This window comes from Pseudomonas asuensis (assembly GCF_014646755.1).
GTDB classification, from domain to species: domain Bacteria; phylum Pseudomonadota; class Gammaproteobacteria; order Pseudomonadales; family Pseudomonadaceae; genus Chryseomonas; species Chryseomonas asuensis.
The window spans coordinates 130,431-144,810 of sequence record NZ_BMNW01000001.1 but is presented as its reverse complement, the minus strand read 5'-3'; the positions used below and the strand labels follow the sequence as shown (position 1 = coordinate 144,810).

Sequence of the window (14,380 nt, the reverse complement as noted above, 5' to 3'; positions counted from 1 at the left end):
TAGAGCGTTCACACATCAAGCAGGACGTGGCTAATCCGGAGCTGGCTGCTCACCCAGCGAGAAGATTCTTTGCATCGGAATCCATTTGCTGCCTTCTGGCGTCCAGGGTGTTGGTGTCTGGTATCGCCACATCAGCGCCTCCCACTCCCGCACCTTGGGGTTGGCGGTTGCAGCAGCCTCGAAGGCTTCGAAGCTGAATTCGGAGAGGACGTCCATGAGCATGAATAACCGTGTGCCGAGACGGTAGATCTGCATGTCCTGTACGCCAGCGCTGCGAAGGTGTGCAGAAACTTCAGGCCAGATGCGCTCGTGCAACCGCTCGTATTCGGCAATGAGCGCAGGGTCATCCTTGAGATCAAGCGCCATGCAGTAGCAGGTGTTCATGTGAGCGCCCTGTCGAGATGCGTGTAGCCGCCATCGACCGTAAGCCATTGCCCGGTGGTATGGGCAGCGCGAGGTGATAGAAGGAATACGACCGTGTCCGCAATCTCCTCGGGAGTGGTCATGCGCTTGCCTAGCGGAATCTTGCTGACAATCTTATCCAGTTTGCTTTTAGGGTCGTCAAAGGTGTTCAGCCAGTTTTCGTACAGCGGCGTCATGACCTCGGCTGGGATGACTGCATTCACACGGACGCCATCAGCCAGCAGAGAGGCGGCCCACTCTCGGGTGAGGGAGAGTTGTGCACCTTTGGCGGCGGTGTAGCCACTGGTGTTGCCCTGGCCGGTGAGCGCGGTCTTGGAGCTGATATTGACGATGCTGCCCTGGCTGTCCCGAAGGGCATCGAGGCAGAGATGCGTCATGACATAGTAATGAATGAGGTTCTTTTCCAGCGATTGGATAAACGCCTCGCGCCCGGCCTCAAGGCTGACCCCATCGTTGACCCCGGCATTGTTGACCAGCCCGTCCAGACGACCGAATTGGGTCAAGGTTTGCTCGACGGCTGCGCGGCAGGAGATTTCATCGCACAGTTCAGTCTGGATAAAGAGCGCTTGAGGTTGAAGCGCGTCCAGCTTGGCGGCGAAGTCATCCTCCAACGGTGTGCGGCTTACGATGACTGGAATAGCGCCTTCTTCGGCAAGGCATAGGGAGATCGCGCCTCCAATACCCGAGCCGCCACCGGTCACGATAAAAATCTTTCCATCCAGATGCAGATTCATGCCGCATGCTCCTGGGCCTTGACCGTGAGGCCATACAGGCGAGTCGCATTACCACCCATGATGGCGGCTTGCTCGCTTGCAGAGAATGGTGCCAGAGCCAGTTCAGCCAGTGCGTATACGTGGTCGTACTCGCCCGCCAACCGACACACGGGCCAGTCCGAGCCGAACAGCACCCGTTCCGGACCGAATAATTCCAACGCCTGATTCATATAGGCGACCAGATAGTCTGGTCGCCAGGTTGTCCAGCCAGCCTCCGTAATCAGTCCGGACAACTTGCAGTGCACATGGGGGAGGGCGGCCAACGGCGCCAGCTGCTCAGCCCAGCTCTGCAGATTGCCATGTGTGATATCAGGTTTGCCCAAGTGATCAAGCACCAGGGGTTGCCGGTCATGTCGTCGGACGAATGCGTAGGCCGCGGGGAGTGAGGATGACTTGATAAGGATCTCATAGAGGTATCCACGCGCCTGCAGGATGGCCACACCCTTGTTAAACGCGGTATCGGCCAGGAAGGCATCCGGGTCGGCTTCATCTTGTATCTGATGGCGAAAGCCACGCAGGCGCTGCTGGTCTTGCCAGCGATCGAGTGTTGCGAGCAGGCTGGCATCCTGTAGATCAGCCCAGCCGACGACACCCTTAATCCACGGGTGCTCAGTGGCCAACGCGAGCAGGGCATCGGTTTCCTGCTCACATTGTCGAGCCTGAACGGCAATGCACCCGTCAAGCCGATGCGCCTTGAGGAGCGGTTCGAGATCGCTGGGCAGGTAGTCGCGCTTGAGTACCGACATGCTGTTGTCGATCCAGCGGTACTGGTCCGGCTCGTAATGCCAGAAGTGCTGGTGTGCATCGATTCGCGGTATTTCAGGGCGTGTCATTGTTATTGTCTCCTGAAAGCATTCGAGAGGAATGTCGGGGCGAGCCCTCTATTCGACCTACGATGAAGCGTTACGGGGAAACCGATACTGTTGGCGCGAGGCCGGTTTCATGGTGATTGAAAAACCTGGCGCCTGGGGCGGCATGTAGGCCGGGCCTTTCATGACGCAAGGGTCTTCAAAGTGTTCATGCAGGTGATCGACATATTCCACCACCCGGCCCTTATGTGAGCCCGCTACGCACAGGTAATCAATCATGGAGATATGCTGTACGTATTCGCAGAGCCCAACACCGCCGGCATGGGGGCAGACGGGTAGCTCGTACTTGGCGGCCATCAGCAGTACAGCAAGCACTTCGTTCAAACCGCCGAGGCGGCAGGCGTCGATCTGCACCACGTCGATGGCGCCGCGCATGATGAATTGCTTGAACAGGATGCGGTTCTGGCACATCTCGCCAGTGGCCACCTTGACCGGCGCGATACCCTCCTTGATCTTCCGGTGACCTTCCACGTCGTCCGGGCTGGTGGGTTCCTCAATGAACCAAGGTTTGGCAAAAGAGAGCTTGTTCACCCAGTCGATGGCCTCGCTGACTTCCCAGACCTGGTTGGCGTCGATCATCAAGTGCCGGTCCGGGCCGATCACGTCACGGGCAATGGTCACACGGCGGATATCATCCTCAAGGTCTCGGCCAACTTTGAGTTTTATATGGGAAAACCCTGCATCAATGGCTTCCTGGCAGAGGCGGCGGAGCTTGTCATCTGGATAGCCAAGCCAGCCGGCAGATGTGGTGTAGCAGGGATAACCATACTCCTTGAGCAGATCGGAGCGTTCTTCCTTGCCCTTGGCACGCTCCGTGAGCAGTTGTATGGCTTCATCGGGCGTGATGCAGTCGGTGATGTAGCGAAAGTCGACGCACCGTACGAACTCTTCCGGCGACATGTCGGCGACCAGTTGCCAGACCGGCTTGCCAGCCTGCTTGGCCCATAGGTCCCAGGCTGCATTCACGACGGCGCCTGTAGCCAGATGGATAGCCCCTTTGTCTGGGCCGATCCAGCGCAGTTGGCTGTCGCTGGTCATGTGGCGCCAGAAGCGGCCCATATCCGCCGTGATCCATTCTAGATCAAGCCCTTTAATCTGGCCTTCCAATGCCTGAATGGCAGCGCAGCAGATCTCGTTACCCCGACCGATGGTAAAGGTCATGCCGTGGCCTTCGAGATCAGGCTGGTTTGTTTCAAGGATCACATAGGCCGCGGAGTAGTCGGGATCGGGGTTCATGGCGTCCGACCCGTCTAGTGCCTGGGACGTAGGAAAGCGAATGTCCTCTACGCGAAGACCGGTGATTGTTATTGTCATATCGGTTCTCCGGAAGCCCTTGATACCGGGCTTGTCAACGCTGTGTTAGAGGCCCGCTCTAACGCTCTTCACATGAGAGCATATGGTGAGCGGGCGCTTCTCCGGGCCTGCGACGCGGCTAAGCGTCCCAATCACCCGAAGGGCATGGTTTCAGTCAGCCTGAACCGTGCGCTGCTTCTGCTCGCCCAGGCCCGCGATGCCCAGGCGCATTTCCTGGCCGGGCTTGAGGTAAATGGGCTCTGGCTTGATGCCCAGCCCCACTCCAGGCGGGGTGCCCGTGGAAATGATATCCCCCGGTTGCAGGCTCATGCAGCGGCTCAGGTAGGCAATCAGCTCTGGCACCTTGAACACCATGGTACGGGTGTTACCGTTCTGGTAACGCTTACCGTCTACTTCCAGCCAGAGGTCGAGCGTGTGTGGATCAGCGATTTCGTCCTTGGTTACAAGCCAGGGGCCGAGGGGGCCGAAGGTGTCGAAGCCCTTGCCCTTGTCCCAGGTGCCGCCACGCTCGATCTGCCATTCGCGCTCGGACACATCATTGATGACGCAGTAGCCCGCCACATAATCCATGGCATTGGCTTCGTCGATATAGCGACCGGCCTTGCCGATTACCACGCCCAGCTCGACTTCCCAGTCGGTCTTGGTGGAGCCACGCGGGATTTCCACGTCGTCGTTCGGGCCACAGATGGCGCTGGTCCACTTGTTGAACACGACTGGTTCTTTCGGTACATCCAACCCAGACTCGGCTGCATGGTCGGCATAGTTAAGACCGATACAGATGAACTTGCCGACACGGCCCACGCAGGGGCCAAGGCGAGGGGAACCGTTCACAACGGGCAGGCTGCTCGGATCGATATTCTTGAGCGTGGCGAGTCCTTCAGCAGTGATGGCCTGGCCCGCGATGTCATCAATATGGCCAGAGAGGTCACGAATCTGACCTTGAGCATCCAGCAGGCCCGGTTTTTCCTGACCCTTTTCCCCGTAACGCAGCAATTTCATGAGCGGTTTCCTTGTGCAATAAAGTGGTGTGCGGTGGCCTTAAGCGACCCAGCCGCCATCGATTACGTTGATGGTGCCCGTTGTGAAGCCTGAGGCATCGGAACCCAGATAGAGCGCCAGTGCGGCGATTTCCTCGGGCTTGCCGATCCGGCCCATGGGTTGGCGGGACACAAACGCAGCATAGACCTCGTCTTCGGTTCGACCTTCTTGCTGGGCTTGCGCCGCAATACGCTGGCGTAGGGAGGGTGAGTCGACCGTACCGGGGCAAATAGCGTTGCAGCGAATACCCTTGGCGACGAAATCAGCTGCTACGGATTTAGTCAGACCGATGACAGCAGCCTTGCTGGCACAGTAGGCGAAGCGATTCGGGACGCCTTTCACGCTGGACGCCACCGACGACATGTTGATGATCGAGCCGCCGCCGTTTTCGATCATGGCCGGCAGAAAGGCACGAATCATCCGGTACATGGCAGTGACGTTAAGATCGAAGGAGAATTTCCAGGCATCCTCATCACAATCGAGAATGGTGCCGCTGTGCACGTAGCCGGCGCAGTTGAAGAGGATATCGATGGTGCCCAACTCACTGGCAAGCGCTTGGATAGCGTCGGGCTGAGTGACATCAAGAACATGGGTACGAACGTTGGGAAGCTCAGCGAGGGCGGTAGCGTTGATATCGACCGCAATGACGTCAGCACCCGCTTCGGTAAAGGCCTGGACACTGGCCCGGCCAATTCCCTGAGCAGCGGCGGTGACGAGGACACGTTTTCCAGCAACGGACATGAGAGCCTCCTGTTTTTATTATTCGTATTGATGACCCGCCTGTGTTAACCGCTGTTATGCTGGGGCATATCGAGCGGCTAATGGTCAGGCCATTGGTCCTCTGGTTTAGCAGTGAGTTGGTGGCTGCGCAAGTTTTTTCTGCAAGGCGAACAACACGATGGTTGCTGGTGGGATACGTGATGCCAATACAAACAATTGAAAATCCAAGGCTTTATCGCCAGATTGCCGATCAGCTGCGTAGCCTGATCGACAGCGGTGAGTTTCCCCCTGGCAGTCGCCTTCCTGCTGAGCGAGAGCTGGCCAAGCAAATGGGGGTCAGTCGGGCCTCGGTACGTGAAGCGCTCATTGCACTTGAAGTCATTGGCCTTGTAGATGTGCGGGTTGGCAACGGCGTACTGGTTTGTGCCAGCGATCAACGTCCGGCAGACGATGCATCTGTTATGGAACTCGCCGGGCGTGGGCAGTGGGTAGGGCCTGATCCCGAACTGGATGTTCAGGTGGATTTCAATGCCGAGATTCCACCGTTCTCGCTGCTCCAGGCAAGGCAGCTGATCGAGCCGGAAGCAGCAGCCCTGGCGGCAATCAATGCTAGTGAAGATGAACTGGCAGGGATTCGCGCAGCGTATGAGCGCAATGTGCAGGATAACCGCGAAGGTTCGACCACTCACCCGGGTGATCGCCTGTTTCATATCCGCATCGCCCAAGCCAGCGGCAATCCGGCCTATGCACTGATGATCCAGCATCTGCTGGGGCATCGTTATGGCTCGATGTTTCAGCGCTTGCAGGCGCATTACACCCCGGAGGATATGCCGCATCGCTCCGAAGATGAGCACCTGCGTGTGCTGGAGGCGCTGGAAGCCCGCAATGCAGAGGGTGCTCGCTCCGCCATGCGAGCCCATCTGGATGAGGTGATTCGAATCTTCTCTCGTGGGCAGGAGCTGGAATAAGCGCGTTTATTCCATGGCTGTTGGTCTTAGCAGGATTTCATTGATATCAACAGCCGCTGGCTGGCCAATGGCAAAGGCAATGGCCTGTGCGACCGACAGGGCAGGAATGGCCATCTCATGAACATGCCGTACGCTTTTGGCCACGTCGTCATCGGTTACGCTGTTAGGGAGTTCAGTATCGACCGGGCCGGGTGAAATGATCGTGCTGCGGATGTTATAGGGCGTCATCTCCATGCGCAGCCCTTCAGCGATGGCGCGTACACCAAATTTGGTTGCTGAATACACAGCACTGGTGGGTCGCACCCGATGTCCGGACAGAGAAGAGACGTTAATGACGTGGCCGCTCTTCTGTTGCTGCATGATCGGCAATACCGCGGCAATCCCGTAAAGGGTGCCCTTGAGGTTGATGTCGATCATGCGTTCCCAGTCTTCGACCTTACGCTGATCGAGCCGTGAGTTGGGCATGATGCCCGCATTGTTGATCATGACATCGACTCGGCCAAAGGTCGTAGCGGCTGTCTGGATAAGCGCCTCGACGTCATCCCGCTTGGCCACATCCATTTGCACGACTTCAACATGGCCACCAGCGGCTCGCAGCTCTTCTGCGATGGCATTTAATTTATCCAGCCGCCGCGCGCCCAGAACAACCGTGGCGCCCTCTGTGCTTAAAAGCCGGGCGGTGGCTTCGCCAATGCCGCTGCTGGCGCCGGTAATTACGATGACTTTGCCTTCGATATTCTGGCTCATGGGATCTTCCGTATCAGGTACGTTATGAGAGAGCGTCAGAATGTGTCGAAGGTTGCAAACAGTTAATCGGACGGTACTCAGGCAAGAGTATCGGCCTACAAGGGTGAGCACCTGTGCGAGCTATCGCTCCCCCTGGATGAACAGACAAGCGGTCAATAGCCCACCAAGCCTGCATGGCGCCCGCTCAAGTAGTATCTTGTTGGAACGAAAACCTTATCTATAAAGGCATACGGGTCTGGCTCTAGCGCCTTGATCTCCGTACGCTTCGCCTTTTTTGCAGTTCTAGATTTACCCAGAGGCTTATTCATGCAGGACGCGGCTCATCTGACGCCCGGTTTTATGGTCGTTCACGGCAATCGTCTGGAAGACCTGCGCAATCTGGCCGTTACCTGGATGCGCCATCATCCCCTTGCGCCTTTGGAAAACGAGCAGGTGCTTGTGCAGAGCAACGGCATCGCCCAATGGCTCAAGCTGGCTCTAGCCGAAGACCCTAGAGAGGATGGCGAAGGCGGCTGCGGCATTGCGGCCGCTATTGATGTGCAGCTGCCATCCGCTTTCCTCTGGCGGGTATACCGGCAGGTCTTGGGCCGTGACACCGTTCCGGCGTCTTCACCGCTGGATCGTACGCCGCTGACATGGCGTCTGGTACGGCTGTTGCCTAGTCTGCTTGAGCGACCAAGCTTTGCTTCGCTGCGGCGCTTTCTCGATGAAGACAGCGACATGCGCAAGCGCTACCAGCTGGCGGAGCGTCTGGCTGATCTCTATGACCAGTATCAGGTGTACCGCGCCGACTGGCTGGAAGACTGGGCCAACGGCAAAGATCAACTGAATAAATTGCGTGACGGCGCCATACCGCTGCCGCCGGTCTGTCAGTGGCAGGCAGAACTGTGGCGTGCCCTGCTGGCAGATGTGGGCGATGACGGCATGGCAGAAAGCCGTGCCGGTGTGCATCAGCGCTTTATCAATACCATGAAGACGCTGGAGAAAGCGCCTTTACATCTGCCGCGACGTGTCATTGTCTTTGGTATCTCATCGGTTCCCGCTCAGCTGTTGGAGGCGTTGGCCGCCTTGGCGCGTTTCAGTCAGGTACTGCTGTGCGTTCACAACCCGTGCCGTCACCACTGGGGTGACATCGTGGCGGACAAGGATCTGCTACGCCATGAGTACAAGCGGCAGCTGCGCAAGCCAGGTATGCCTACCGTGCTTGATCCAGACGAACTGCACCAGCACGGCCATCCGCTATTGGCCAGCTGGGGCAAGCAGGGGCGTGACTATATCAACCTGCTGGACAGCTTTGATGAGCCGGACGGTTATCGTCGCCTGTTCCATGATGTAAATGGCGGCCGTATCGATCTGTTTGAGGATATGGAACCCCAGCACATGCTGGCCCAGTTACAGGATGACATTCTTGACCTGCGCCCCTTGAACGAGACACGTGAGCGCTGGCCTGCGGTCGATCCAGCCAAAGATCAATCTATTCGCTTCCACATTGCCCACAGCCCGCAGCGCGAGGTGGAAATTCTCCACGATCAGCTTCTGGCGCGCTTCTCGGAAGATCCCACATTGCGTCCGCGAGATGTCATCGTCATGGTGCCGGACATCGACAGCTATGCGCCGCACATTCGTGCCGTGTTCGGGCAGTTGGATAGCCATGATCCTCGGTTTATCCCGTTTACCCTGGCAGACCAGGGGCAACGCGGACGTGACCCGCTCCTGATTGCGCTTGAGCATCTCTTGCGTTTACCGGAAAGCCGCTTTTCAGTCAGCGAAATCCTGGACCTGCTGGACGTCCCGGCCCTGCGCAAGCGCTTTGGCCTTGATGACAGTGACCTGACAACCCTGCACCGCTGGATTGAAGGCGCAGGTATTCGCTGGGGGCTGGATGCGCGGCAGCGGGCGCGGCTGGACCTGCCGGACGATCTGACACAGAACACGTGGCGCTTTGGTCTACGACGCATGCTGCTGGGCTATGCCGTAGGCCGCGGTGTAGCGCGGGACGAGATCGAGCCGTTCGACGAGATTGGTGGCCTGGATGCTGCTCTGGTCGGCCCGCTGGTCACATTGATGGATGCGTTGGACAAGGCCCATGACGAGCTGGCCGAGCCTGCCGCTCCGGTGGTGTGGGGCGAGCGCCTGCAAATGGTGCTGCGCACGTTCTTCCTGTCTTCCAGCGAGCGTGACGAGTATCTGCTTGGCCAGTTGGAGCAACTTCGCGAGGACTGGCTGGATACCTGCGAGGCAGTCCAGCTGGACGAAACATTGCCGCTCACCGTCGTTCGTGAGGCATGGCTCGCCGGATTGGATGAGGGCAAGCTGTCCCAGCGTTTTCTGGCAGGCGCAGTGAATTTCTGCACCCTCATGCCCATGCGCGCCATTCCGTTCCGGGTGGTGTGCCTCCTGGGTATGAACGATGGCGATTATCCGCGTGCCCAGCCGCCGTTCGACTTTGACCTGATGGGCAAGGACTATCGCCCTGGCGACCGCTCCCGCCGTGAGGATGATCGCTACCTGCTATTGGAAGCACTGCTGTCTGCCCGCGATCAGCTCTATATCAGCTGGATTGGCCGCAGCATCCGCGACAACAGCGAGCGGCCGGCTTCTGTCCTGCTGGGGCAGCTGCGTGATCACCTGGCCGCAGGCTGGGTGTTGATAGATGAGGGTCCTGACAAGGAAAAGGGCAAGGAGGGCGAGCGCTTGCTTGAGGCGCTGACCCAGGAGCATCCGCTACAGCCCTTCAGCATCCGCTATTTTCGGGGCGATCCCGGGTTTTTCAGCTATGCCCGCGAGTGGCTGGCCCTGCACAACAGGCAGCAGACGCGAGGCGAGCAGCCTATGCTTGCGCCCCATGAGCAGGACGAGCCGCTGAGCCTGAACCAATTACAAGATTTTCTGCGCCATCCGGTGCGGCACTTCTTCTCCCAGCGGCTCAAGGTGCATTTCGAAGAAATCGCTATTCCGACCCAGGACAAGGAGCCGTTCGTGCTCGACGGTCTGACCCGGTATGCCTTGAGTGAAAGCCTGCTCGATGCCGCTTTGAAAGAGCCGGAGCACGCTGAGGAGGCGCTACGAGCCCAGGGCCAGCGGTTGCAGCGCAGTGGGTTGCTACCACTGGCAGGCTTTGGTGAGCTGATGCAGCAGGAGCTGATCCAGCCACTGCCCGATTTGCTTGAACGCCATACCGGGCTGCTGGTGGCCTGGCCAGAAGAGGTTACAGGTGCACAGCCGCTCAGCTTCGAGCACGACGGCTTGCGCTTGGAGGGCTGGCTTGAACGTCTACGGCGCCGCTCGGACGGTAGTCTGATCGCGATCACACCTGTTCCGAATGAAATCGGCTCGGCCAAGACACGTAAATGGTATCGGCTGATCCGACCGTGGATCGTGCACCTGACGGCCTCCACCTGTGGCGTGCCGCTTACAACAGCCTTGGTGGCCACTGATGAGACCCTGATGCTTGCTCCGCTGGAAACTGCTCAGGCCGCCGCTGCGCTGCGCGATCTTTTGTTGGCGTGGCAGAACGGCATGCGCTATCCGCTGCCGGTTGCGGTGAAAACCGCCTTCGCCTGGCTTAATGCAGAGCAGGACCCAGCCAAGGCGCAAGCGGCAGCTCGTAAAGCCTATGAAGGCGACGGCGTGAACAGTTTGGGCGAGCGGGCCGAAAGCCCAGCCCTGATGCGCCAATATCCAGACTTTACCGCCTTGACTGCTCGCGAGGAGTTCGAGAGTTGGTGCAATGCCTTGTATCGTCCGATGTTCGAGGCAGGTTGGTGTGAGCAGCCAGCACAAGGAGCTGCCGCATGATTGCACAACAGGACCGGCCGCTCGCGTTGCGCTTCCCCTTGCGCGGTAGCCAGCTGATCGAGGCGAGCGCAGGCACCGGCAAGACCTTTACCATCTCCGCGCTGTATGTGCGCCTGGTTCTCGGGCACGGCGACGAAGAGACCCGCTTTGGTCGCGAACTGCTGCCGCCGCAAATTCTGGTTGTGACCTTTACCGACGCCGCCACGCGTGAGCTGCGCGACCGAATCCGGGCTCGTCTATTCGAGGCTGCCCGCTATTTTCGTGGCGAGATCGATGCACCCGATGCGTTGATCGAAGCGCTACGGGCTGATTTCTCTGAAGCTCAGTGGCCTGGCTGCGCACGTAAGCTGGAGATGGCCGCGCAGTGGATGGACGAATCTGCCGTTTCCACCATCCACAGCTGGTGCCAGCGCATGCTGCGCGAGCATGCCTTTGACAGTGGCAGTTTGTTCAACCAGACCCTGGAAACGGACCACAGCGAACTCCTGGCTGAAGTGGTGCGCGATTACTGGCGGCGCTTCTGCTACACCTTAAACGGCGAGTCGCTGGCCTGGGTACGCGAGCATTGGGTTAGCCCTGATCAGCTGGCGGAATCCTTACGTGAATTAATCGTGGGCGAGACGCAAGGCATTGCGGACAAGGAGCCCGGCACGCTGATCAATGAGTGTCTGACACGCAAGCGAGGACTGCTCCGAGAGCTAAAAGCACCGTGGGCGGTCTGGGCTGAAGAGCTGCGCCTGTTGTGTGATGATGCCTGTGCCCGCAAGGTGGTGGATGGCCGCAAGCTCAAGGCGCAGTGGTATGTACCCTGGTGCGAAAAGATCACGGCTTGGGCGCAGGATGAATCCGCTGAGCTGCTTGATATCGGCAAGGGATTCGAGCGCTTTACGCCAGAGGGATTTGCCGAGGTCTGGACCAAGGCGACTGCCCCGGACCATCCCGCGCTGGCAGAAATGAGCAGGCTCAAGGCCTCGCTGGACAGCCTGCCCAAACCGGACGTTGAACTCCTGCAACATGCAGCCCATTGGATCAAGCAGCGTTTCATCCTGGAGAAGCGCCGTCGCGCGGAGATGGGATTCGATGATCTCCTGGCCCGTCTGGACGTCGCCCTCCAAAGCGATGGCGCAGGAGAGCGTCTGGCTGAGCTAATCCGTGAGCAATTCCCGGTAGCGCTGATCGATGAGTTCCAGGACACCGACCCGGTGCAGTACCGCATCTTCGAGACGATCTATCGTATTGGGGAGAACCGCCAGGATATCGGCCTGTTCCTGATTGGTGATCCCAAACAGGCCATTTACGCGTTCCGTGGTGCGGACATCTACACCTACCTGAAGGCCCGCTATTCCACTGAAGGACGCCTGCATACACTGGATACCAATTACCGCTCCAGCGAGGCCATGGTGGCAGCGGTCAATCAAGTGTTCGAGCAGGCGGAGCAACACGAGGAGGGACGCGGTGCCTTTCTGTTCCGTAAAGACGGTGAAAATCCGCTGCCGTTCCAGCCCGTCAAGGCGCAAGGCCGTAAGGAACGTTTGGTGGCCGAAGGGCAGGGTATCCCGGCGCTAACCCTATGGCATCCCAACGAGGCCGAGCCGATTTCCAAAACCGCTTACCTCGGGCAGCTGGCACAAGTGGCCGCCAGTGAAATCGTGCGCTTGCTCAATCTGGGACAACAGGACAAGGCCGGTTTCGAGCACCCGGAAAAAGGCCTGCGTGGACTGCGTCCGGCAGATATCGCCGTGCTGGTGCGTGACGGCATTGAAGCCCAGGCCATTCGTAGCCAACTGGCGGCTCGTGGTGTGCGTAGTGTTTATCTCTCCGATAAGGACTCGGTTTTCAACTCTCAGGAAGCGCACTGCCTGCTCTCCTGGCTACGCGCGTGCGCCGAGCCGGATGTCGACCGTGTGCTCCGGGCCGGGCTGGCCAGCATTACGTTGGATCTGCCGCTGGCTGAACTGGACCGGCTCAACCACGATGAGCGCGCCTGGGAGTCACGGGTCATGCAGTTTCGTCAGTACCGCACCCTCTGGCGTACACAGGGCGTACTGCCCATGCTGCGCCGCTTCCTGCATGACTTTCATCTGCCGCAGACATTGATGGCGCGGGTTGATGGTGAGCGCGTACTGACCAACCTCCTGCATCTGGCGGAGCTCCTGCAACAGGTGGCGACCGAGCTGGATGGTGAGCAGGCCCTGATTCGTTATCTGGCAGAGCACCTTACCGAAGGCCATACCGCCGAGGAGCAGATACTGCGCCTTGAAAGCGATGAGGCACTGGTCAAGGTTGTCACTATTCACAAGTCCAAGGGCCTGGAGTATCCACTGGTCTTCCTGCCGTTTATTTGCTCATTCCGCCCTGTGGATGGCAGCCATATTCCGGTGCGCTATCACGACCTCGACGGCACGCCCAAGATGACCCTGACCCCAGATGCCGAGGTTATCATGGCGGCAGATGAGGAGCGCTTGGCCGAGGATCTGCGCCTGCTGTATGTCGCCCTGACACGCGCGCAGCATGCCTGCTGGATGGGGGTGGCTGACCTTAAGCGCGGCCAGAGCAAGGAGTCGGCCTTTCACCGTTGCGCGCTGGGGTATCTCACGACTGGCGGGCATGTATTGCCTTCGTCTGGCGTATTGGCGGGTATGCTGGAAGAGATGACGCGCAAACTACCGGCTATTTCGGTAGGGCCTGTACCAGAGATTACTTCGTTACCTTTCATGCCTCGCGAAGAAGTACGGCCCGATCTCAAGGCGCGCACGCCACAGCGTACCGTGGCAGAGCACTGGTGGATCGCCTCCTACAGCGCCTTGCGTATTGGTGAGTTGAGCGAAGATGAGGAAGTTAGCGTTCTGCATACCGACCTGTCACCCGAAAGCCCGGAAGCGCAAAAGCTGTTTGACGATGACCGCCTGGATGGTGACGCTGAGTCAACCATGGCCAGTAGCGGGGTCGACCTGCACCGCTTTCCCCGCGGTCCGGGGCCGGGTACGTTTTTGCATGGCCTGTTGGAGTGGGCGGGTAGCGAAGGTTTCGCAAGCATTGCCGAGCAGCCTGCGCTGATCGAAGACACTGTAGCTCGACGTTGTAACCGTCGTGGGTGGGAGGGGTGGATCGCTACTTTGGGTGATTGGTTAAAAGAGTTACTGACGAGGCGTCTGCCACTGGGCTCCCCGAACTCGTCCGTCGCGCTGACCCAGCTTACGCACTACCAGATTGAAATGGAGTTCTGGTTCGCTACCCATCGGCTAGAGGCGGAGGCACTCGATCAGCGGGTGCGTCGCTACGTCATGCCAGGCAAGCCACGTCCCTCGGTGGAGCGAAGCCTGCTTAACGGCATGTTCAAAGGATTCGTCGACCTGACGTTCGAGCATGAGGGTCGCTATTACGTAGCCGACTACAAGTCCAACTGGCTAGGCGCCGATGATGCCGCCTATACCCAGGAAGCCATGGCGGGCGCTGTGCTGGAGCATCGCTATGACCTCCAGTACGTCATTTACCTGTTGGCGCTGCATCGCCAGCTCAAGGCGCGCCTTCCAGACTACGATTATGACCGTCACATGGGCGGTGCTCTTTATCTTTTCCTGCGGGGCAGTCGTGCTGCCAGCAAGGGCGTATTCTTTACTCGGCCACCGCGTGAGCTGATCGAAGAACTCGACCTGTGCTTTCAGGGAAGTCCTCAACTGACCGGGGAACACGCATGACTCAAGAACAGCTCTCTTTATTCGATATGCCT

10 protein-coding genes are annotated in these 14,380 nt (G+C 58.9%); 3 read left to right on the top strand and 7 right to left on the bottom strand.

The window, feature by feature from the left end; translation table 11 throughout:
* Window positions 1-30 precede the first annotated feature (30 nt).
* The 6 genes from IEX86_RS00685 to IEX86_RS00660 all read right to left on the bottom strand — a co-directional run bounded on the left by IEX86_RS00685 (window position 31) and on the right by IEX86_RS00660 (window position 5,158).
* Window positions 31-384: an L-rhamnose mutarotase gene (locus tag IEX86_RS00685; RefSeq protein WP_188864154.1), complete on the bottom strand. Its 354-nt coding sequence runs from the start codon at window positions 382-384 to the stop codon at window positions 31-33.
* The gene (locus IEX86_RS00680) at window positions 381-1,157 is read right to left on the bottom strand and encodes an L-fucose dehydrogenase (protein ID WP_188864153.1); all 777 of its coding nucleotides are present in this window, start codon (window positions 1,155-1,157) and stop codon (window positions 381-383) included. The genes IEX86_RS00685 and IEX86_RS00680 overlap by 4 nt, the downstream gene beginning before the upstream one ends.
* On the bottom strand, window positions 1,154-2,029 hold the full coding sequence (locus IEX86_RS00675; RefSeq protein ID WP_188864152.1) for an amidohydrolase family protein: 876 nt from the start codon (window positions 2,027-2,029) through the stop codon (window positions 1,154-1,156). The genes IEX86_RS00680 and IEX86_RS00675 overlap by 4 nt, the downstream gene beginning before the upstream one ends.
* 57 nt (window positions 2,030-2,086) lie before the next feature.
* Window positions 2,087-3,379, bottom strand: coding sequence for an L-fuconate dehydratase (locus IEX86_RS00670; RefSeq protein ID WP_188864151.1), 1,293 nt, complete (start codon window positions 3,377-3,379; stop codon window positions 2,087-2,089).
* Window positions 3,380-3,529: 150 nt separating this feature from the next.
* Entirely contained in the window at window positions 3,530-4,378 is an 849-nt protein-coding gene (locus IEX86_RS00665) for an ureidoglycolate lyase (protein ID WP_188864150.1), read from the bottom strand.
* A 39-nt stretch (window positions 4,379-4,417) separates the two neighbouring features.
* Window positions 4,418-5,158 (bottom strand): SDR family oxidoreductase, encoded by a 741-nt coding sequence (locus IEX86_RS00660; protein ID WP_188864149.1) that lies wholly within the window; start codon window positions 5,156-5,158, stop codon window positions 4,418-4,420.
* A gap of 179 nt (window positions 5,159-5,337) precedes the next feature.
* Between IEX86_RS00660 and IEX86_RS00655 the strand changes: the two genes are divergently transcribed.
* Window positions 5,338-6,105 (top strand): FadR/GntR family transcriptional regulator, encoded by a 768-nt coding sequence (locus IEX86_RS00655; RefSeq protein ID WP_188864748.1) that lies wholly within the window; start codon window positions 5,338-5,340, stop codon window positions 6,103-6,105.
* A 6-nt stretch (window positions 6,106-6,111) separates the two neighbouring features.
* Here the strand turns inward: IEX86_RS00655 and IEX86_RS00650 are convergent, their stop codons facing one another.
* Window positions 6,112-6,852 carry an SDR family oxidoreductase gene (locus tag IEX86_RS00650; protein WP_188864148.1) on the bottom strand — a complete coding sequence of 247 codons (741 nt, stop codon included), beginning with the start codon at window positions 6,850-6,852 and terminating at the stop codon, window positions 6,112-6,114.
* A gap of 306 nt (window positions 6,853-7,158) precedes the next feature.
* Here IEX86_RS00650 and recC point away from each other — a divergent pair, with 306 nt between their 5' ends.
* Window positions 7,159-10,650: an exodeoxyribonuclease V subunit gamma gene (recC, locus tag IEX86_RS00645; protein ID WP_188864147.1), complete on the top strand. Its 3,492-nt coding sequence runs from the start codon at window positions 7,159-7,161 to the stop codon at window positions 10,648-10,650.
* Window positions 10,650-14,348, top strand: coding sequence for an exodeoxyribonuclease V subunit beta (recB, locus tag IEX86_RS00640; RefSeq protein WP_373290387.1), 3,699 nt, complete (start codon window positions 10,650-10,652; stop codon window positions 14,346-14,348). The genes recC and recB overlap by 1 nt, the downstream gene beginning before the upstream one ends.
* Window positions 14,349-14,380: the final 32 nt, after the last annotated feature.

Coding starts and splice junctions, on each gene's coding strand:
- recC (WP_188864147.1), top strand. CDS start 7,159: ATGCAGGACGCGGCTCATCTGACGCCCGGTTTTATGGTCGTTCACGGC.
- IEX86_RS00650 (WP_188864148.1), bottom strand. CDS start 6,852: ATGAGCCAGAATATCGAAGGCAAAGTCATCGTAATTACCGGCGCCAGC.
- IEX86_RS00685 (WP_188864154.1), bottom strand. CDS start 384: ATGAACACCTGCTACTGCATGGCGCTTGATCTCAAGGATGACCCTGCG.
- IEX86_RS00675 (WP_188864152.1), bottom strand. CDS start 2,029: ATGACACGCCCTGAAATACCGCGAATCGATGCACACCAGCACTTCTGG.
- IEX86_RS00665 (WP_188864150.1), bottom strand. CDS start 4,378: ATGAAATTGCTGCGTTACGGGGAAAAGGGTCAGGAAAAACCGGGCCTG.
- IEX86_RS00655 (WP_188864748.1), top strand. CDS start 5,338: ATGCCAATACAAACAATTGAAAATCCAAGGCTTTATCGCCAGATTGCC.
- IEX86_RS00660 (WP_188864149.1), bottom strand. CDS start 5,158: ATGTCCGTTGCTGGAAAACGTGTCCTCGTCACCGCCGCTGCTCAGGGA.
- IEX86_RS00680 (WP_188864153.1), bottom strand. CDS start 1,157: ATGAATCTGCATCTGGATGGAAAGATTTTTATCGTGACCGGTGGCGGC.
- IEX86_RS00670 (WP_188864151.1), bottom strand. CDS start 3,379: ATGACAATAACAATCACCGGTCTTCGCGTAGAGGACATTCGCTTTCCT.